Here is a 20,461-nt window from a genome sequence, read left to right on the forward strand (position 1 = left end):
ATATTATTTTATATTTTTTTCTCTGTGGGTAAGTGCCCTGTTAAAATAATCATCAAGAAGTTCTATGTCAAACTCTTTTATAATCTCTTTTATTGTTTTATCCTGCATTTCACAGGTAATTAAAACAGAACCCAAAAGTCCAGGGTCATATATCTTTACACCCGAACCATACTTTTTCTTCATCTCTTTGAACTTTCTCTCATTATAACTGATAAAAGCAACACAATAGTCGAGATTTATGTCTGCAGTGATATAAGGAGTATAGTTTGTAGTAGAGGTGATAATTTCACCTACTGGTGAAATGATAGTTCCTGGCAGCGTAGAGGTTGCACCGACAAAGTATGCCCTGCAGGAATAAGCCCAGTATCTTTGAAGGAGTCCTCCATGTGCCATAGATGAGAAAAGAATTATTTCAGGTCTTTTCTCTACATACTGTAATCTTAACCTGTCAAAATTTAAGTCGAAACATATTACACACCCTATATTCCCGAAATCACATTGTATTAAAGGTGCTTCTGTCCCATAAGCGAGTCCGTAAACTGTATTTTCTTCTATTACGAGGTGGTTCTTATGGTATATACCAGCGATATTGCCATCTCTATCAATAATCCTTGTAGAATTTCTCCATATACCATTTTCATCTTCCATTACCGCAGGATATGTAATATAACAGTTATTATTTCTTGCTATTTCTCTAAAATAGTCAAGTATTTGAGTTCCTCTTTCTTTATAGTATTCCATAATTTTCTCTTGAGGTAGATTAGATGGCCAGTCACATACTTCAGGGAGAACAATGAGGTCTGGTCTATCAGGTAAAACTTCTTGGATAAGAGCATCTAAATGTTTTTTTATCTGGTTAATTATACTTTGATAGTTGGAAGATAGGTCAACAGATGTATATCCGCTGCTTATATTACTTATCCTTACATATCTTGCCATTGATATAAGTTAGGAATTATGGGATAGTGAGTTTCTGCCCTATATACACAACATCACTTTTTAAATTGTTTGCCTTCTTAATTTCACTTACACTTGTTGCAAACTTCTCCGCAATTTTTTCAAGAGTATCCCCGCTTTTTACAATATATGTTTTTGATTCTTTTGGTTTTACTATTGGAGTAGGTTCTATCCTGTTCTTTAAATAGAATATCTCACTCTCCTGCCTTGTAAGTTCATCAAGGAATACCTGCATAGTACTATCAAACTTTGATTCCATCGCACCCTGTCGGTTATTTATATCCTGAATACTTGCAGAAATTTTATTAACTGCTTCTCCGAGGGATACCTGTGCTTTATTTACTGTAATTATATCATTCTGCAAGGTTGTTATATTTTTATTAAGTGATGCAATGGAAGTAATAATATCAGTGTATGTCTTTTTTACTCCTTCTACATCCCTGCGGAGTTCAAATTCTCTGCTCTGGGTATTTTCTTTCTCTCCCTTTATCTGCTCTTTATAGGTATAGTCAAGTTCTTCTATCTTCCCCGATAACCCCTTAATTTCAGAACTTAACCTTGATATCTCGTCAGCAAGTATGGCACGTTGTTTTTCAAGTTCATCTATTCTTTCTTCAAGAGAAGAGAATCTTTTATTATTGTTTTGTTCTAAGGTATTTAACCTATCAGCCACTGCTTTTGTTGTTGCATAAAGGTCTTCTTCCACAGAAGAAACCTTTTCCTGTACCATCCCAACATCTGATTGAGTAGCAACACAACCAGAAAGCAACAGAAGTCCACAAAAACTGATTAAAAGCCACTTTTTCATTTTGCTATTTTAAATTCAGCCCTTCTATTCTTCGCCCATGCCTCTTCATTACTTGCTGTATCTAATGGTTTATCTTCTCCATAGCTTACAGTATGTAACCTCTTTGGAGATACACCGAGGGATACAAGATACCTTCTCGTGCTAAGTGCTCTCTGTTCTCCTAATACGAGGTTATACTCTCTTGTTCCCCTTTCATCACAGTGTCCTTCAATCAGAATCTCAACCTTTGGATTTTCTGAAAGGTATTTACCTATGGCATTAAGGATTGGTCTTGCATCAGGTCTTATATCATATTTATCAAAGTCAAAGTGTATATTCTGGAATATTTTTGCAAGTTCCTCACTTATCTCCGAAGGGGAAACAAAAACTTTTCCTTCAATATTTGTAGCGGGTATTGGTTCATTCTTAATTGCTTTTGCAATCTCTTCTTTGGTGGCTTTTCCTTCTTTCATATCCTCTTCAACGGTTTTTTCCCCAGGACTTATCAGTGTTGCAGCACAAGGTTTTTCTTCTACGGCTACTTTTTTCTTTGGTGTTTGACATCCACATAAGAGTCCTGCAATCAAACATACAATAATTACTCTACTTATCAATTTCATCATATTCCCTCCTTTTTTATTTTATTCACTTATTATACCTTTTATAATATATCTGTCAAGAAAACGTACGTATAAGGTACTCAGAATCGTCTTCCCTCTCCTTTGAAGGTGATATCCTTCCTAATCTTTCTCTCCCTTATCCTGCCATTCTCCTTTACTTTTCATTGCCCCTCCCTTGAGGGGAGGGTGAGACCTTATGTTCTACTATCCACCCCCACCTAATTCCTCCCCCCTCATATGGGGAGGATATTTTATCTTCCCCCTCCCTTGAGGGGAGGGTGAGACCTTTGCTAATCTTTTTTCTCTCATCCTTCACCTTCTTCCGCCATAGGGAGAAGGGAATATAGGTATTCCACTCATATAAACAGGGATTGTTCCTTCTATCTTAGTTTATAATGGATGTGTTACCTGTGTATCTCAAATTCTGCATAACTGAATGCGTCAGGAAGTTTTTTGATAATATCTGAGGCAATAAGAGATGTTTCTCCTATTTCTTTTGCTGCAATATCTCCTGCAAGTCCATGTATATATACACCGTATCTTGCGGATTCAAGAGCAGGTCTTCCCTGTGCAAGAAGTCCTCCTATAATTCCTGCAAGAACATCCCCACTGCCTGCTGTTGCCATACCAGGATTTCCTGTGAGATTTATATATGCCTCTTTTCCATCTGTCACTACTGTTCTGTACCCTTTTAGAACAACCACCACATTGTATCTCTTTGCAAAATCTATTGCTACCTTTTCTCTATTATTCTGGATTTCTTTTATTGTTAGCCCTGTAAGATATGACATCTCACCGGGGTGAGGGGTGAGTATAATACCTGTGCTTTTACTTTTCTTTAGAACATTAAGGTTGGAAGAGATAATTTTCAATGCATCTGCGTCTATTATAAGTGGTCTTTCTATCTTTTTGATGATGTTTTTAACAAAACTGCATGTATCCTGGTTTCCTGTAGATATACCGGGTCCAATAATAACAGCATCTGTCCTTTCCTCAATAAATTTTAGTGCGGGCTTTATTGCTTTTTTAGAAAATGTCCTTCTATCTGTCTGTGGCAGTGGTAAACTCATTACTTCAGTCAGTTTTATTTCTATAATATCGTTCAGTCCTTCAGGAATACCAATTGTTACGAGTCCACACCCACTTCTTAATGCGGATTCTCCAGCCATACATACAGCACCTGTCAATCCAGGGCTACCACCTAATATAAATAAGTGTCCGTAGTCCCCTTTATGTGTATCTCGCTTCCTTTTTCCCATTATTTGTTTTATAGAGGATACAGATAGCCACTGCCTCTTCTTTTGTATGTGATATAGATAGTGATATTTTATAGCCAGCGATTTTGTTAGAAAGATTTGTATCCAGAATTTTTATGAAAGGTCTCCCTGAAGACATTTTGCCAATCTCAATCTTTTTATAGAACCTTTCTGATGGAACAATACCGATATTTTTAAGAAAGGCATCTTTTGCTGCAAATTTGCCTGTAAGGGTTATTTTATTACTTTTCTGCTCTTCCTCTGTAAAGATATTATCTATCTTCTTAGAGATTGTTTTAATATCTTCCAGTTTTTTTATTTCAATGGAGTGTTTTATCATTGGGACACAGGGACTACCTGTACCACCTTCTTCCCTTTCCTTTCTACAAATTCCACCATTCCATCAATTAAACTGAAGATGGTAAAGTCCTTTCCCATACAGGCACCTTTGCCAGGTATTACTCTACTACCTTTCTGCCGGATAATAATACTTCCAGCAGTGACGGTCTGTCCACTGTAAACCTTCGTACCAGCATATCTGGGATTTGAATCCCTTCCGTTTCCTTGTTTTTTTCTTCCCATAGTGAAAAGCATTATACCTTTAATAAAAATATCTGTCAAGGATATGGTTAGGAATTATTTATTATTTATCTTTTTTATTGAAGGTGTCCCCATGCGATAAATGTTTAAAAGCATTTTCTGGTACGTCCGCCGAGATAGTGAGCCCGTTGGCAAAAGCCCGTCAGGGCAAGACAGGGTGAGGGTGATATTCTCTCTTAACTTTCTCCTTCTTTCTCTTTATCTCCCTCGCCCTTAGAGGGGAGAGGGTACGGGTGAGGGTGAGACCTTTCTAATTTTTCTCACCCTGAGGGAGAAGAAAGTTTAGTTATCCCTCCTCATATGAGGAGGAGTTGCTCTTCTTCCTCTCCTTTGAGGAGAGATAAAATTGTACTTGACAGGAAAAGATAGTGTAGTAAAATAGTAAGTAGGTGTTGCTCTTGACAAAAGTTTTATGGCAGGTATAATAATTGTTAAAGATAGTCCGTATGCGTTTCTGGTTTAATATGCCGGAAAGGAGGTGAAGAAAGAAGAAAAAGGCAGAGACCAGAAAGGAAGAGCGACGGATTTGTGGTGTGAAGTAGAGAAGAACCGAGTGGTTTCAAAAGAGTATTTTTGAATTCACTCGGATGAGTATAGATAACAACAAGGAGAATGAAAATGAGTATGTGGAAAAGAATACTTGTTGCTGTTGCGGTAGTCGCAATGGCAATCCCTGCCTTTTCTGCTGTTGAAAGTGTGAAGGTAGGGGGAGATATTGATATATATGGAATCAAGAGAATGAATATGTACCCGACTTATTATCCATATGGTGATGAAATAACTCACCTGCAGACAAATACACGGGTTTATGTTCAGGCGATGCTTACAGAGAATGTTGAGGCAATGGTCCGCCTGATAAATGAACGTATATGGTGGGGTTCCTGGACAGAGATTATGCCAGGTTCTGATACTGATATAGACCTTGACCTTGCATACATAAAGGTATCAGATATTCTTACCCCTGGATTGGTACTTACTGTTGGAAGACAGGAAATCCAGTTCGGTGAAGGGTTGGTTGTAGGAAGTGCATATGTTCCTTTTGATACCTATCCTACAACTTTACCTTTAGCACAGGACCTCGGAAAGCAGAAGGCATTTGATGCGGTAAGAATTGACTATACATTCAACCAGGTTCCTCTTGACCTAACTGCATTTGGAGCTAAGATATGGGAAACATTGAGTGATAATGATGGTAACCTCTATGGAATTAACCTCGGCTTCAAGGCAGGTGATGCTGCGAGAATAGAAGGGTATTATGTCACTCTCCAGGATTACGCTGTTGATGAAGATGTTTCTACTGTAGGTATTCGCGCGACAGGAGATCTTGCAGGATTTGCACTTAAAGGTGAGTATGCAAAGCAGTTCGGAGAGTGGGATGGTGCTGACAATGAAGGATGGGCACTCCTTCTTTCAGGTCAGTATAACTTCCCTCAGTCAGAGATGGCTGCATATATAAAGGCACAGTTAAATCTCTATTCAGGGAATGATGGAGATGCCGATAATACACAGTGGATAAGTTTCTTCCCATCCAACGTTGCATCCAGAATAGGTGCCATCAATTATATACTTGCAACAACCGTCAATCCTTATGGACTTTCAAATGCCAGAGTCATCAATGTTGGTGGTGGAATCAGTCCTGTTGAAAAGGTAGCGGTTTCTCTGGATTGGTTTAATGTGTCCTTCATGGAAGAGGCAGGTTGGAACGATGAAACAGCAGTAGGTAATGAGATAGATGCAGGACTTACCTACAAATACAGTGAAGACCTTTCATTTGGTCTCCAGTATGGTGTGCTTCTTCTCGGAGATGCAATCCAGGACTACTTTGATGATGACCCATGGCAGTTGATTGCGTCTATGAAGGTTGTATTCTAAACCACTGCATCTAAGGGATTTACAGAAGGGGGCTTTCAAAAGCCCCCTTCTTTTTTTATTCACCTTCACCCATATCCTCTCTCCTCAAGGGAGAGTAATACAGCACAAATCCTCCCCATATGAGGGGGAGGAAATTAGGTGGGGGTAAAAAGTAAAGGGAAGGTTTCACCCTTGCCCTGCACCCTTCTCCGGACGAAAAATTGAAAATTATGTTAAGAAAGTAGTAAAATATAAGAGATTGAAAGAAATTCCTCCCCAGATAAAGGGGGAGAAGGAAAGGATGAGAGGGAATTAAGTAATAAAGGTTTCACCCTCACCTTAATCCTCTCCCCTTAAGGGAGAGGATATAAAAAAGAAAAAATGCAATGAAAAGGTATATTAAGAAACTGATAAAAAAGGCACTCAGAGAAGATAGAGGAAAAAAAGATATTACCACTTCCTTTTTGTTTGAGAAGAATTTTACTGTGGATGCGGTCTTAACAGCAAAGGAAGAGGGTATTATCTGCGGGATAGATATATTCAAAAATGTATTTTTGACCCTCTCCCCTTCTTTTAGATTTAAATTCTATGTAAAAGAGGGTGGATATGTGCATAAAGGACAAAAAGTTGCTGAAGTAAAAGGACCTTTAAAAGAACTCCTTACAGGCGAGAGGACTGCATTAAACTTCTTACAGCATCTTTCAGGTATAGCAACACTTACAAAAAGGTTTGTGGAAAAGGCAGGAAATATTAATGTTTATGATACAAGAAAGACCATACCACTTTTAAGGACACTTGAGAAATATGCGGTGAAGGTAGGTGGTGGCAGGAACCATAGGTTCGGACTTTTTGATATGGTGCTTATAAAGGATAACCATATTACAGCAATAATGAAAAGTAATGGACTGAATAAAAAATCCGCCATATCTTATGCGATAGAAAAGATAAAAAGGAAAGCAAAAGGAAGATATAAAATAGAGGTAGAAGTGGGAGATTTTAATGAGGCAGTTGCTGGCTATAAATCAGGTGCGGATATTATAATGTTTGACAATGCGGATAAGAAAGAACTGCAAAAATTTGTAAAGTATCTCGGTAAAGATAGAAAAAAGGTTATTATTGAGTGGTCTGGGAATATAGATATTGATACGATAGAGAAAATAAAGAACCTTCCTTTGGACAGGGTTTCTATTGGTGCTATTACACATTCAGCAAAGGCACTGGATTTCTCCCTGAAGATTTTGTAGGGAGGAAGAGATTATGACCAAACTTTTTCTTTCACCTCAGGAGATTTCACAGGAATTGACAAAAATTGGTACAAAAAAAGCAGAAGCAAACTGGCTGGAACTTTTTCTTTTTGGTATCCTTGCAGGTATATATATCGGGTTTGGTGCCCAGACAGCATTGAGTATTACAAGTGGAGGGACATTAGACCCAGGGATTACCAAGCTTCTTTCTGGTAGTGTATTCAGTTTAGGACTTATGCTTGTTCTTATACCGGGTGCTGAACTTTTTACAGGAAATATCCTTATGACAATCGGGACACTTACAGGTAGATATAACATTTTTAAACTTCTCAGAAACTGGTTCATTGTGTATGCTGGTAATTTTATTGGTTCTCTTCTTCTCGCATATCTTGTTTATCATACAGGACTTTTAGGCTATGGTCCGGATTCTTTTACACCGATAGGAATTTCAGCAATTACTGTGGCAGAGAATAAGATGAAACTCGGATTTATTGAAGCATTTACAAGAGGTATTTTATGTAATATACTTGTCTGTCTTGCAGTAATTCTCTGTATTTCTTCCCTTACTGTTAGTGGTAAGATATTAGGAATCTATTTCCCTATTATGGCATTTGTTGCCAGTGGGTATGAACACTCCATTGCTAATATGTATTTTATTCCTGCTGGGTTTCTTGTGAAAGGATGTTTTTTAAGTAATTTTTTATCTATGTGGAAAAATCTTATCCCTGTTACCATAGGGAATATTATAGGTGGATTAGTGATTGTTATTTTCCATCCGAAGATGTTTAAGAAGATACTGTATCATTAAATTTTTATAGATTTCATTTTATTCCTATGTACATTGATACACACTGTCATCTAAACTTCCCTGATTTTGACAATGACAGGGAAGAGGTGTTAAGAGAAGCAGAAAAGGAAGGGGTAATTGCTATTATCAACCCTGGCTCATCAGTTGAAAAAAGTAGAAGTGCTGTTGCTATATCTGAAAGATATTCTGATGTTTATGCTAATGTTGGAATACATCCTCTTGATGTTAAAGATGTCTCAACTTCTGATGTTTTTGAGATAGAAAAACTTGCTAAAAACAAAAAGGTTATAGGTATTGGAGAAACAGGACTGGACTTTTATTATGCAAGGGATACAGAAAGAAAACAGAGAGAGTTATTCATTGCCCATATTGATATAGCAGGAAAATTGAACCTTCCTCTGATAATCCATCAGAGAAATAGCAGGGATGAGGTGATTGAAGTATGTGAAAAATATAAACTGCCTGAAAAGGTTGTTTTCCATTGCTTTGGTGGAGATAATGTGATGGCGGATTACTGTAAAAATAGGGGATTTTATATATCTTTTACAGGCACAATTACTTTTAAAAATGCAGTAGATGTCCGTACAGTATGTAGGGACTATCCTCTGGATATGATAATGGCAGAGACAGATGCACCATTCCTTGCACCAACTCCTTACAGAGGCAAAAGAAATGACCCTTCAAAGGTAAAATATATTGTGGAGATGATTGCAAATGTTAAGGGACTTGAGATAAAAGAATGTGCTGAAATAATCCTGAATAATTCAAAGAAATTCTTCGGAATATGAAACTTTTTTTAAAGACATATGGATGCAAGGCAAACCAGTATGATAGCCAGTTATTACTTGAGAATTTACAGGAAGAGGGATATAGATTCTCTCCTCTCAAAGATGCAGAAGTAGTAATTGTTAATACCTGCTGTGTAACAAGTAAGGCAGAAAAGGAAGAGAGGAGTTTTATAAGAAAGGTACATGCCGAAGGGAAAGAAATATGGCTTACTGGCTGTGCTGTGAAGAAAACAGGATTTTTGGAAAAGATAGATGTAAAGGTAAAGGTTATTCCGCAAATACCATCAAAGAAAAAAACCATAACTTTCTTCTATAACCATACCCGTGCATTTGTAAAGATAGAAGATGGGTGTGAGAATTTCTGTACCTACTGTATTGTTCCTTATGTAAGAGGAAGTATAAAAAGTAGAAATGAAAGTGAGATTATAGAAGAGGTAAGAAATCTGTGTGCTAATGGATACAAAGAGATTGTACTAACGGGTATTGATACAGGAGCATATGGTAAGGATACGGATACAGATATTATACATTTACTGGAAAGGTTGAAAAATATAAATGGATTGAAACGTCTTCGTCTGAGTTCAATAGAGATTTTTTATCTTACTGATAAACTCTGTGATTATCTTCTCTCCTATCCACTTTTCTGTCCTCATCTTCATATCCCTTTACAGAGTGGCTCTGACAAAATCCTTAAACTTATGGGAAGGAGATATACATTTTCTGAGTATTTAGAAAGGATAGAGAAGATAAGAAAAAAAGATAAGGAAAATAGGTTTACATTCACTACAGATATAATGGTAGGTTTCCCTTATGAGGAGGATGATGATTTTGCATTGAGTGTTAAGGCAGTGAAGGAGATTGGTTTTCTTAAAGTTCATATATTCAGGTATTCAAAAAGGGAAGGAACATCTGCTTTTTCAATGGAAGGTGATATTTCTGAAAGGATAAAAAAAGAAAGGGAAAAAACATTGGAAGAAATGGCAGATGAGATATCCGTAAAGGTAAAAAAGCAGTTTCTGGGTAAGAAACTCTCGGTTCTTATTGAGAGACAGAAAGATAGTTTCTGGGAAGGATATTCTTCTCAATATCTTCCTGTAAAAATCCAACTTTGTTCTGATAATTGTATTATAAATGAAATTGTTTGTGTGAAAGCAGAAGGGATAGATAAGGATGGTATAGTATACGGCAGGATGATATAATCAATGTGTAAAGGAGTAGATTAATGGAACCAAAGATAATTACTCAGGTAGTGGCAGGAATTGTTTTGATAGGAGGAGGTATATACCTTACATTCAAGCCGAAACTCACATACCAAAAAGAAGGGATATCTGATATATTTGCCATCGCAGGTATTATCCTTATGATTGTTGGAGTTGTTCTTCTCTTTTCTCCCCTTTTAAGATGATTTTTATTTAGGCATGATGAGATTGATGGCTTCTGTTCTGGTGCGGAAGTCCCTTAAGAAGATTCCTCTCATTGCAGATGTTACTATTTTCGTTCCTGCCTTTCTCGCTCCCCGCATACTCATACACATATGTTCTGCTTCAATTACAACCATTGCTCCCTGTGGGGTTAGAACCTTCATAATGGTATCGGCAATCTGGTTGGTAATTCTTTCCTGTAGTTGCATCCTTCTGGAAAATATATCTACAAGCCGTGCAAGTTTGCTTATACCCACAACAATACCATTATCAGGCAGATACGCTATATGTGCCTTCCCATAAAAAGGGAGGAGGTGATGTTCACATAATGAAAAAAAAGGAATGTCTTTTACAAGAACAAGTTCGTTAAAGTTCTCCTTGAATGTCTTTCCTAATACCTTTTCAGGGTCTTCCTCTATACCACCGAGAAGTTCTACATACATCCTTGCTACCCGTTTTGGTGTTTCTTTAATTCCTTTTCTGTTAGGATTTTCTCCTACTGCCTCAATAATTAATTTAATTGCTTCCTCTATCTTCCTCTGGTCCATTAATATTCTCCCTTTTCTTAAGTCCTAATATCTCATCTATTTCGTCTGAATTAAGTGTCTCTTTCTGTAATAATTCTTCAGTAAGTTTTTCTAATTTATCTCTCTGTTCTGTAAGTATTTCCATCGCTTGTTTCTCTGCCTCTTCTAAAATCCTTCTTATCTCATTGTCTATCTCTCTTGATGTATCCTCGCTATATTCTCTCTGGCGGACAATATCTCTGCCGAGGAATACCGCTTCATTGTGGTGATAACTTACAGGTCCTAAATTTTCGCTCATCCCCCATTCACATACCATACGTCTTGCTATCTCTGTAGCAATTTTAAGGTCATTCTCTCCACCTGTAAATATCTTGCCAAATATCATTTTTTCTGCACTCCTTCCAGCCATAAGAGCACAGATAGAGTTTTTGTAATAAACATTACTTTCAATAAATCTATCTTCTTCAGGAAGTATATGTGTTATTCCCAATGCCTGCCCTCTGGGTATAATAGTAACTTTATGTACAGGATATACTTCAGGAAGTTGTTTCTGAACGAGTGTATGCCCTGCTTCATGGTAGGCAATGATTTTTTTCTCTTTATCGCTGATTACTAAACTTTTTCTCTCTACTCCCATCAAAACCTTATCTTTTGCTTCTTCAAAGTCAGACATATCTATTTTGTGCTTCCCTTTTCTCGCTGCAAGAAGCGCTGCTTCATTTACAAGATTTTCAAGGTTTGCACCTGAAAGTCCTGCAGTTGCCCTCGCGAGTATCTTTATATCAACAGATTCATCTATGGGCTTGTTTCTCATATGGACTTTAAGAATCTCTTCTCTCGCCTGAATATCAGGTAGGTCAATAACAATGGTTCTATCAAATCTACCAGGTCTTGTTAAGGCAGGGTCAAGGACGTCCGGTCTGTTTGTTGCAGCCATAACAATCACACCACTTTCAGTAGGAAATCCATCCATCTGTACAAGAAGCTGGTTAAGTGTCTGCTCTCTTTCATCGTGTCCACCACCAATCCCTGCAAATCTCTGCCTTCCTACAGCGTCAAGTTCATCAATAAAAATAATACAGGGACTGAGTCGCATCGCCTGTCGGAAAAGGTCTCTTATTCTTGCTGCTCCCACACCTACAAACATCTCCACGAATTCAGAACCACTCATACTTAAGAAAGGAGTCCCTGCTTCACCCGCAACTGCCTTTGCCAAAAGTGTCTTACCTGTCCCGGGAGGACCTATAAGAAGGATACCCCGCGGAATCTTTCCTCCGAGTCGTTGAAATTTTTTCTGGTCTTTTAAAAATTCTATTACCTCACGCAACTCTTCTTTTGCTTCTTTACAACCAGCCACATCATCAAATGTAACACGGTTTTTCTTATCAGGCATAATGGGCCTGCTTTTCGTAAATGCCATTACTCTGCTGCTTTCAGATGACATCTGTCTGAATACAAGAAACCATATAAGAAGAAAAACAAGGAGTATAGGGATCGTGGAGACAAGTATATTAACCCATATGTTTGAGGATGGCTCTACTTTAAAATTAACCTGATACTCTCTTAAAATGTTAAAAAGTTCAGGGTCATCGGGTTTGTATGTGTAGAACTTTTTTCCATCTTTCAGTGTACCAGAAATAATATCCTCTTTTATTATAACAGTGTCTGCAATATTACCCTGCTTTACTTCATTGAGAAAACCGCTGTATATAATCTCCTGTTTTTTCCCTTCAAGTCCTGCAAAATGTGCCATTATTATAAGAATAATTCCTGCTATTATCCAGAATAATAATCCTTTGAATAGGTTAAAATTATTCTTTTCTGGCTGTTTTTTTTCTTCGTTTGCCATAACTTTTTACCTCTCTTATTATCATATTTATTATTGTTTCAATTTTTTCAGGAATATCCTTTCCTATTATAAGTATAATACCATCCATATCATCTTTAAGAAGTTTTTTAAGATGGGAACCTTGGTTGATATTTGTTTCTTTAACAGGTATATTAACGATTTTTAACTCATCTGTCAAGATGACTCTGTCTTGAAGGAGTTCCTTTACCTCTCTGTAAGGTAGATCTTTTCTGTTAAGAAAAACACCATCTGCATCACAGAGTATACAAATATCAGGTCTTCCACATATGAGATATGTTAAAGATGGGGGAACTATTTTCCTTATCTTGTTTGCCATATTTAAGAAGAAACGCTGGTTATCTCCCGGGTAGCATAACATGAGCATATCTGGCTTGCAATCTATAATCTTTTTTATATTTGATAGCGATGGTTTTGTATCAAGATTTAAAAGGACAGATACAAACGGTATGGGTATATCTTTTTTGCTTATAGAAAGGAGTACTTCTTTCTCTAAGTTGTAAAGATTAAATCTTAGATTGTGAAATTTCTGTGAAGCAGAGGGTATGGTTAAACGGGAATATTCTTCCATTACCCTCATTGCTTCTGATACCCTCATAAAGTTTCTTTCTATCAATTGTTTTATATCCTGTTTATCTCTGTTGTCAATATCTTTGCCTCTGTCTCCTATAGTATCTCTTCCTTTCTTAATTACTGATAAACCGAAATACCTATCAACAGCAATGGAAAGAGCATGTCTTATATGCTTTACCTTCTTTATGAGAGATTTATCTAAATTATAGTAAAACCTTATCCCATCTTCTATAGTTCTTAGTCCCTCTCTCGCACGGTTAAAATTGGCATCAATAACTCTCAATATCTCATACATAAGTAGTATATGAATTCCATTAAAAAATTTATTTATTCAAAAAGTTTTTTCTCAACAAGGTGGCAGAGTATATGGATGATAAGAGAATGTGCTTCCTGTATTCTCGGTGTCTGTGTAGATGGAGCGGAAATAGTTATATCTGATATCTTTGAAAGAGGAGATGGGGATTTTCCTGTAAGTGCAAGCACCTTCATCTTTTTCTTCTTTGCTGTTTTCGCTGCATTTATGACATTTTTTGAAGTACCGGAAGTGGAGATGCATATGAGGACATCTCCCTTCTTTCCGAGTCCTTCTACCTGTCTTGAGAATACGATATCAAATGAATAATCATTTCCAATGGATGTTAATTCTGATGTATTGGTGGTAAGAGCGATAAAAGGAAGAGAGGTCCTTTCTTTCAGAAATCTTCCTATCATTTCAGCAGCCCAGTGTTGACAATCCGCTGCACTGCCACCATTTCCACAGATGAGAATCTTTCGCCCATTTTTTAATGTTTCTACTATAACATTGGATACCATAATGAATTTTTCAATTACCTGTGGATTTAGTAATAACTCCTTTATCCTTATACTTTCTGATATACATTCCCTTATAATCTCTTTTTCGTTATCCTGCATCTTCTTCATCATAGGTTTCTTCTTCTATTTTCTGTCCATTCTGCTTAATGCTTGTTACGAAGACCTCAATATTTGATATCCTTTCAATACCAACAGCATCCTGAAGATATTCTTTTGTAATTTCTTGGATTTTTGAACATATCTCCGGTATATTAAGATGTGCATAGAGTTTAACCCTTATCTTCGTTTCAAGTCCTTTTGCCGAGATAGAACTTTTTACTTTTAATGACCGTATTCCATTAATCTGTTTCATCAACATAGAACTGATATAGTCCTCTATAGCACGCAGGGATATTTTTATCTTTCCACCCGGGTTGTCAAAAGCGATAACCTTTGTTCTATAAATATAGTCAAACCAGTTTACAAGCCAAACAACTCCTATCATTACAAGTACTATTCCTGTGATACCAAATCCTGATATGTTATTCTGAAAAAATATCTTAAGTTTGTCAAAAATCTCTTCTTTTGCACCGGTTGCCCATAAAACAAGAAGTATAAAGGAGAAAATAGTACCTGCTATAATATAGAGTGTTCCAACTATCCTGCTCCATATTCTCATTTTGCCCCCCATTTAGCAGAGAGTTTTTCTATGGCTATTTTTGCTCTCTGTATTCCTTTCCCCTTAATTGCCTTCTTTATATCAGGAAGAAGAACGGGTAAGGGATTATGAGATATTGTATCCTTTTTCTTTAAGATTATCAATTATTTTCTTGTGTAGAACTTACCCGGCAGTTCAATTATAATGCCTTTTGTGATAAGTGAAAGAAGTGACTGAAAAAGCAGATGCTGTTCTATCCCTATATTCATTAATATCTCTTCAAGACATACTTTTGTTCCTAAAGGTATCCTGTTAAGTATTTTTCTTTCCATTTCTGATAGGATTAAGGTTTTCTCTTCATCTTTATTCTCTTTTTTTGTGATTTTAAGATTCAAAGCATCCAGTATATCATTAACACTCTCAACGAGAATTGCTCCTTCTTTTAGAAGTTGATTGGTCCCTTTGGATGTTATATCATCTGCCCTGCCCGGGATAGCAAATACATCACGACCCTGTTCAAGGGCAAGATTAGCGGTTATAAGTGCGCCACTTCTCTGTCCTGCTTCAATAACCAGAACACCTCTGGACATACCCGATACAATCCTGTTTCTTCTCGGAAAGTTTTCTGGTTTCGGTTTTATATATGAGGGGAATTCTGTTATTACTGCCCCTGTTTTTTCTATCTCTTTTGACAGAGAGAGATTTTCAACAGGATAACAATATTTCATTCCACATCCAAGTACTGCTACTGTTTTACCACCTGTTCTTAAAGCACCTCTATGTGCTGCTGTATCTATACCCCTTGCCATACCGCTTACAACAGTAATTCCGTAAAAAGAAAGTTGTTCAGCAAATTTTTCAGCCATTTTTAACCCATATATTGAAGGATTACGTGTGCCTACAATAGCAAGACAGATATCATTATCAGAAGGTAGATTTCCTTTCACATAAAGGAGAATTGGGGGATTATGGATTTCTCTTAATAGACGTGGATAAGAGGTGTCGTCTATACTTACGAGAGTTATATTGTTTTTTCTACAGAATTCTATCTCTTGTTTCCATGGTAATCTCTCCCAATTATTTATATTTTCTGCTGTGTTTAAAGGAATCCCTGCTTCTTTTATCTCTTTTACAGAGAGATTAAAAATTTTCTCAATATTACCATACACTTCCAGAAGTTTTTTGGCTCCAACAGGTCCTAATCCAGCAAGAACTGCACATATCCAAAATTTTTTTGTATCAGACATTATAAGTTCAATTCCAGGTTTTACCCTTCATTTTAAATCCCCTATCTCTTTCAGGAAGATAGGTAGGATAAGGATTACCCTCTTCCTGTTATACAGGATAGTGAGGGTCAAAAAGTTTTTTATGTTCTGAAAGTGCGAATCTATCTGTCATACCTGCAATATAGTCAGCGATGACTATTGCAGGTGGCTCTTTTTTCATCCGTTCCTGTATATGTGGTGGAAGTTGCTTGGGTTCTTCTATATAGGCATTAAACAGGTCCTTTATTATCATTGCACCTTTGTGGGTCATCCTTATCACCCTGAAATGAGAGTACATCTGGTCTTCAAGGAATTTTTGCATCTGTTCAAATTTCTTTTTCAATGTTTCAGGATAGGATAGTATGGGGATATTTTTTCTTACATCTCCAACAGTTATTACACCTGCCCTCTGGATATTTTCTCTACTTTTTTCAATCAGTTTCATAACGAGATGATTTATGAGATTTCTTATAATAACGGTTTTCTGTATTTCTTCGTCCATCCCATCCATATATGATATTTCGTCTATCTCCTTCCAGAGGGGAATTTCTTTGAGTTTATCTATGGTTATAATGCCCGATTTTAAACCATCGTCAAGGTCATGACAGGTATAGGCAATCTCATCTGCAAAATTTACTACCTGTGATTCAAGAGAAGGGGAAGGATATTTTATGAAGTCCTCAAACTCATCTTCATCCAGCGGGATGTCATAACTTGTGTTATGCCTTATAATGCCTTCTCTAACCTCAAATGACAGGTTAAGACCCGGAAACTGCGGGTATCTCTTTTCAAGTTTATCCACAATCCGTAGTCCCTGTCTGTTATGTTCAAATCCCTTAAATCCTCTTTCTATTAAAAGTTCGTTGAGGACGGACTCACCTTTATGTCCAAAAGGTGTATGTCCAATATCATGCGCAAGTGATATTGCTTCTACAAGGTCTTCATTGAGTTTTAATATCCTTGCAATTGTTCTGGCAATCTGTTGAACTTCTAATGTATGTGTTAACCTATTTCTGTAATAGTCCCCCTCATGGTATATAAAAACCTGGGTTTTATATTCTAATCGGCGGAATGCTGTAGAGTGGATTATCCTATCTCTATCTCTCTGGAAAGGATTTCTAAAAGGGTGTTCTTTCTCTGCATATTTCCTTCCAAGTGTCTCTGACGGTTTTACAGCATAAGAAGCCAGAAGTTGTTCACCTTCATAAGTAAATATCTCTTTCATATTACTCCTTATTGTTGTGGGAGATACATCAAAGGGTTAACAGCAACATTGTTAATCCTGATTTCGAAATGGATATATCTTGTTCTGTGTGTCCCACTTTTCACTTTTGCTATAGGTGTCCCTTTCTTTACATAGTCACCTTGCTGTACCATTAAATCAAGGTCGTGACTATATACAGTATAAACAGTTGATGAATGTTGAATAATTATGGTCTCTTGATATTTTGAGGTTATTCCTGCAAATACAATTTTCCCATCATCCACAGAGTGTACCTCTGTCCCCGGGGCTATGAGTATATCTATTCCCTGATTATCCAGTTCGCCAAAATTACATATTATTTTTCCACTGACAGGCCATATAAATGTCCTGTCAATCAGTATAGGCCGATACTCAGTTGTGGATGGTGTCTGTTCAATATTTGTTTCTTTTGTAGTAGAAGATGGATTTGAGTACGATTTTATTGCTGTTGTAATATCAGAGGGAGGCAGTAAAGGATAGTTTGGCTGTTTTTTTGCTGTATAAGGGATAATAAGCCGTTGTCCTACTGATATACTATTGTTTCTTATGTCATTGGCATTTTTTATTTTCTCAACACCATCAAGAACTTCTTTTGTTGATTTTCCTTCATAATAATACATTGAAATCCTGAATAAATTTTCACCCTGTCTGACATAGTGATATGTCTTTTTTAATACTTCTTTCTGTCTGGTTGTACCTGTCTCAATCGTTGCGCTACAGCCAGAAATGATAAGTAATAACAAAATTACATCAATTTTTTTTAAGATGTTTGACATTTTGATGCCTTTCCATAGGGACATAATGGTTTTAAAATACATATACCACATAATGGATTTTTTGCCTTACAGACAGCCCTTCCGTGAAGTATCAGTGCAAATGGAAAAGAAATCCATTTTTCGTAAGGTATAAGTTTCATAAGGTCCTGTTCAATTTTCTCAGGTGTTTTTGCCTTACTCAATTCCAAACGTTCTGCCAGTCGTTTTACATGGGTGTCAACAACAATTCCCTCTGCTCTGCCAAATCCCTGTGATAGAACAACATTTGCTGTTTTTCTCGCTACCCCTGGTAATTGTATAAGTTTATCAATAGTAGAGGGTATCTCTCCATTGTACTGGTTAACAATTATCTCTGCAAGTTTCTTTATATTTATTGCCTTTGTGTTATAGTAGTTCACTCCTTTTATATATTTTTTAAGTTCTTCTATATCTGCTTTTGCGAAATCAAAAGGGGTTTTATATTTTTTAAAAAGGACAGGTGTAATTTTATTTACTGTTTTGTCTGTTGTCTGTGCTGAAAGGATTGTAGCAATAAGTAACTGGAAGGGATTATTGAAAAGCAATTCCGTCTTTGCAGAAGGGTATGCTTTTTCCAATAATTGTATCATTTTAATAATTCTTTGCATACATTAATTTTACAACAGGATATGGATTTTTTGCAATAATCCCCGCCTTATTTTACAGGAAGAGAGATAATAACCTCAGTTCCACTTCCAGGTTTGCTTTTAATCTCCATTTTTCCATTGTGGTTTTTAATAACTCTCATAGCAATGGTAAGGCCAAGTCCTGTCCCTGTTTCTTTTTCTGTAACAAATGGTTCAGTGATTTTTGAGATTAATTCTTCAGAGATACCCTTCCCCACATCTTTTATAGAAAGGACAAGATAATCATTATATACACCTGTTTTGATAGTAATATTACCCTTATTTCCCATTGCCTGTATACTGTTTAGAACTATATTAACCACTGCTTGATGTAATTGATATGGGTCTGCCTTGATTAGCGGGATTTTATCAAGAAATAACTTAAATTCAATATTTTTACCGAGAGATGAATTTTCAAATAACTCAACAACTTTTTTTACTATACCATTTATATCAGTATCTACTATATTTTTCTTTGCCTTTGCCATTTCAAGAATACTGCTTGTAAGGTGTCTACATCTGCTGATTTCCTGTTCTATAATTTCTATATATTTTTTATTATTTTCAGGGATATTCTGGATATTGATTTCCTTAACAAGAAGTTGTGTATATCCATAGATAATGGCAAGGAGGTTATTAATATCATGTATTATCTCAGAAGCAAGTTGCCCTATCGTAGCCATATTCTCAAGTTGTGCCATCCTTATTGTAAGGTTTTTATTCAGTGTATTCAGGTCAGCAATAAGCCGTTCAGACCTTTTTTCTATGAACCTTTTCTCACTCGCCCTTTTTACAATGTTTCGCATCTCTTTAACATCAAAGGGCTTACTGATAAATTCTATTGCACCTAAGTGTATTGCCTTCTTTGCTGCTTCAATATCCCCATAACCAGTCAGTATAATAACAGGAACTTTTTCATCAATATGTCTAATTTCTTCAAGGGTTTCAATACCTCCCTTATCAGGCATCTTAAGGTCAAGGATAATTACATCAGGGTTATGTTGTTTTAATTCATTGATTCCTTTATCTCCTGAATCTGCTGTGATAACATTATAATCATCTTTAAAAAGCATCCTCAGTGATTCTCTTGGTCCAAGTTCATCATCAATCACAAGGATTGTTCCTAATTTTAGGTCCTTTTCAGAAAGGTATTTTGTATTCAAGGTTGATGAAATATCCTGTGGATTGATATTCTCCATCATAAAGAGCTCCTTTCTCTATAGTCCTTTCGTCAAAGATATGGATACCAGCCAGTATGTTAAAGATACCTATTCTTGTTGAAAATTCTCCTCCTCCTGTAATTACAAAACTATCTGCATCCGGTAAACTCGGGTCCCATGTGGATTCAGGGATAGGGGTGGGGATATATATAATCCCTCCTCTGATTTTTACTCTATCGGATTTTTTGTATTCAGTTCCTAAAGCGATGGTATAGATATCATCCCAGTTTTTTTCAATATAGGGAGGGAAACCACTTATGGAAACAGGGATTCTTTTTATAGAAGAAAACCCAAACCATTCACCATCAATCTCTATCTTCAGACGTTCATTCAGGAAAAAGGCAATACCCAGTCCTATGTTATCAGGAAAGTTTATTTCCATTTCTGCTGGAAACTCTGTTCCATCCATTTTAAAGTCACCATCATATTCAATAGTAAAATCACTTTTGTATCTGAGTCCTATGCTGTATCTTTCCTGTCTGTAAAAAAGTCCCGCAGTCCAGCCGGTGGCAGTCCCCTCCACATCTAACTTTCCATTAAGTTCCAGTGGCGGTACAGGCGGCA

24 protein-coding genes are annotated in these 20,461 nt (G+C 36.6%); 6 read left to right on the top strand and 18 right to left on the bottom strand.

Annotated elements, in window-relative coordinates:
* Nucleotides 1-3: 3 nt before the first annotated feature.
* The 6 genes from N3D17_02745 to N3D17_02770 form a co-directional block, all read right to left on the bottom strand.
* Complete coding sequence (locus N3D17_02745) at nucleotides 4-939, bottom strand: carbon-nitrogen hydrolase family protein (GenBank protein ID MCX8082303.1); 936 nt, start codon at nucleotides 937-939, stop codon at nucleotides 4-6.
* Between the two features lie 16 nt (nucleotides 940-955).
* Nucleotides 956-1,765 (bottom strand): LysM peptidoglycan-binding domain-containing protein, encoded by an 810-nt coding sequence (locus N3D17_02750; protein ID MCX8082304.1) that lies wholly within the window; start codon nucleotides 1,763-1,765, stop codon nucleotides 956-958.
* Nucleotides 1,762-2,367, bottom strand: a complete 606-nt coding sequence (gene pal, locus N3D17_02755) for a peptidoglycan-associated lipoprotein Pal (GenBank protein MCX8082305.1) — start codon at nucleotides 2,365-2,367, stop codon at nucleotides 1,762-1,764. Before pal ends, N3D17_02750 begins: the two co-directional genes overlap by 4 nt.
* A gap of 401 nt (nucleotides 2,368-2,768) precedes the next feature.
* A complete protein-coding gene (locus N3D17_02760) occupies nucleotides 2,769-3,623 on the bottom strand; it encodes an NAD(P)H-hydrate dehydratase (GenBank protein MCX8082306.1) in 855 nt (284 codons plus the stop codon).
* The gene (locus tag N3D17_02765) at nucleotides 3,595-3,960 is read right to left on the bottom strand and encodes a 4'-phosphopantetheinyl transferase superfamily protein (protein ID MCX8082307.1); all 366 of its coding nucleotides are present in this window, start codon (nucleotides 3,958-3,960) and stop codon (nucleotides 3,595-3,597) included. Before N3D17_02765 ends, N3D17_02760 begins: the two co-directional genes overlap by 29 nt.
* The gene (locus tag N3D17_02770) at nucleotides 3,957-4,202 is read right to left on the bottom strand and encodes a bL27 family ribosomal protein (GenBank protein ID MCX8082308.1); all 246 of its coding nucleotides are present in this window, start codon (nucleotides 4,200-4,202) and stop codon (nucleotides 3,957-3,959) included. Before N3D17_02770 ends, N3D17_02765 begins: the two co-directional genes overlap by 4 nt.
* Before the next feature lie 636 nt (nucleotides 4,203-4,838).
* On the opposite strand from N3D17_02770, the gene N3D17_02775 reads away from it, so the two are divergent.
* From N3D17_02775 to N3D17_02800, 6 genes are all read left to right on the top strand, one after another.
* Entirely contained in the window at nucleotides 4,839-6,092 is a 1,254-nt protein-coding gene (locus tag N3D17_02775; GenBank protein MCX8082309.1) for an alginate export family protein, read from the top strand.
* A 365-nt stretch (nucleotides 6,093-6,457) separates the two neighbouring features.
* Nucleotides 6,458-7,315: a carboxylating nicotinate-nucleotide diphosphorylase gene (nadC, locus tag N3D17_02780; GenBank protein ID MCX8082310.1), complete on the top strand. Its 858-nt coding sequence runs from the start codon at nucleotides 6,458-6,460 to the stop codon at nucleotides 7,313-7,315.
* Between the two features lie 13 nt (nucleotides 7,316-7,328).
* On the top strand, nucleotides 7,329-8,123 hold the full coding sequence (locus N3D17_02785) for a formate/nitrite transporter family protein (GenBank protein MCX8082311.1): 795 nt from the start codon (nucleotides 7,329-7,331) through the stop codon (nucleotides 8,121-8,123).
* 26 nt (nucleotides 8,124-8,149) lie between these two features.
* A complete protein-coding gene (locus tag N3D17_02790) occupies nucleotides 8,150-8,911 on the top strand; it encodes a TatD family hydrolase (GenBank protein ID MCX8082312.1) in 762 nt (253 codons plus the stop codon).
* Nucleotides 8,908-10,110 (top strand): MiaB/RimO family radical SAM methylthiotransferase, encoded by a 1,203-nt coding sequence (locus N3D17_02795; protein ID MCX8082313.1) that lies wholly within the window; start codon nucleotides 8,908-8,910, stop codon nucleotides 10,108-10,110. The genes N3D17_02790 and N3D17_02795 overlap by 4 nt, the downstream gene beginning before the upstream one ends.
* 23 nt (nucleotides 10,111-10,133) lie before the next feature.
* Nucleotides 10,134-10,316, top strand: coding sequence for a hypothetical protein (locus N3D17_02800; protein MCX8082314.1), 183 nt, complete (start codon nucleotides 10,134-10,136; stop codon nucleotides 10,314-10,316).
* 3 nt (nucleotides 10,317-10,319) lie between these two features.
* Here N3D17_02800 and folE read toward each other — a convergent pair whose 3' ends face one another.
* From folE to N3D17_02860, 12 genes are all read right to left on the bottom strand, one after another.
* Complete coding sequence (folE, locus tag N3D17_02805; GenBank protein ID MCX8082315.1) at nucleotides 10,320-10,880, bottom strand: GTP cyclohydrolase I FolE; 561 nt, start codon at nucleotides 10,878-10,880, stop codon at nucleotides 10,320-10,322.
* Complete coding sequence (ftsH, locus tag N3D17_02810) at nucleotides 10,849-12,708, bottom strand: ATP-dependent zinc metalloprotease FtsH (GenBank protein ID MCX8082316.1); 1,860 nt, start codon at nucleotides 12,706-12,708, stop codon at nucleotides 10,849-10,851. The genes folE and ftsH overlap by 32 nt, the downstream gene beginning before the upstream one ends.
* Nucleotides 12,671-13,594 (bottom strand): thiamine phosphate synthase, encoded by a 924-nt coding sequence (locus N3D17_02815; GenBank protein ID MCX8082317.1) that lies wholly within the window; start codon nucleotides 13,592-13,594, stop codon nucleotides 12,671-12,673. Before N3D17_02815 ends, ftsH begins: the two co-directional genes overlap by 38 nt.
* A 32-nt stretch (nucleotides 13,595-13,626) precedes the next feature.
* Complete coding sequence (locus N3D17_02820) at nucleotides 13,627-14,223, bottom strand: SIS domain-containing protein (GenBank protein ID MCX8082318.1); 597 nt, start codon at nucleotides 14,221-14,223, stop codon at nucleotides 13,627-13,629.
* Entirely contained in the window at nucleotides 14,201-14,770 is a 570-nt protein-coding gene (amaP, locus tag N3D17_02825) for an alkaline shock response membrane anchor protein AmaP (protein ID MCX8082319.1), read from the bottom strand. Before amaP ends, N3D17_02820 begins: the two co-directional genes overlap by 23 nt.
* The gene (locus N3D17_02830; GenBank protein MCX8082320.1) at nucleotides 14,767-14,913 is read right to left on the bottom strand and encodes a hypothetical protein; all 147 of its coding nucleotides are present in this window, start codon (nucleotides 14,911-14,913) and stop codon (nucleotides 14,767-14,769) included. The genes amaP and N3D17_02830 overlap by 4 nt, the downstream gene beginning before the upstream one ends.
* Nucleotides 14,914-15,996, bottom strand: coding sequence for a DNA-processing protein DprA (gene dprA, locus N3D17_02835; GenBank protein MCX8082321.1), 1,083 nt, complete (start codon nucleotides 15,994-15,996; stop codon nucleotides 14,914-14,916).
* Between the two features lie 88 nt (nucleotides 15,997-16,084).
* Nucleotides 16,085-17,239: a deoxyguanosinetriphosphate triphosphohydrolase gene (locus N3D17_02840; GenBank protein ID MCX8082322.1), complete on the bottom strand. Its 1,155-nt coding sequence runs from the start codon at nucleotides 17,237-17,239 to the stop codon at nucleotides 16,085-16,087.
* Nucleotides 17,240-17,247: 8 nt separating this feature from the next.
* On the bottom strand, nucleotides 17,248-18,033 hold the full coding sequence (locus tag N3D17_02845) for a peptidoglycan DD-metalloendopeptidase family protein (GenBank protein ID MCX8082323.1): 786 nt from the start codon (nucleotides 18,031-18,033) through the stop codon (nucleotides 17,248-17,250).
* Nucleotides 18,018-18,659 carry an endonuclease III gene (gene nth, locus N3D17_02850; protein ID MCX8082324.1) on the bottom strand — a complete coding sequence of 214 codons (642 nt, stop codon included), beginning with the start codon at nucleotides 18,657-18,659 and terminating at the stop codon, nucleotides 18,018-18,020. The genes N3D17_02845 and nth overlap by 16 nt, the downstream gene beginning before the upstream one ends.
* A 47-nt stretch (nucleotides 18,660-18,706) precedes the next feature.
* Nucleotides 18,707-19,879, bottom strand: coding sequence for a response regulator (locus tag N3D17_02855; protein ID MCX8082325.1), 1,173 nt, complete (start codon nucleotides 19,877-19,879; stop codon nucleotides 18,707-18,709).
* On the bottom strand, nucleotides 19,818-20,461 hold a 644-nt coding region (locus N3D17_02860; GenBank protein ID MCX8082326.1), incomplete at its 5' end, for an outer membrane protein transport protein. The genes N3D17_02855 and N3D17_02860, both read right to left, overlap by 62 nt.

It is taken from the genome of bacterium (genome assembly GCA_026414725.1).
In the GTDB taxonomy this organism is placed as follows: Bacteria; Ratteibacteria; UBA8468; order B48-G9; family JAFGKM01; genus JAAYXZ01.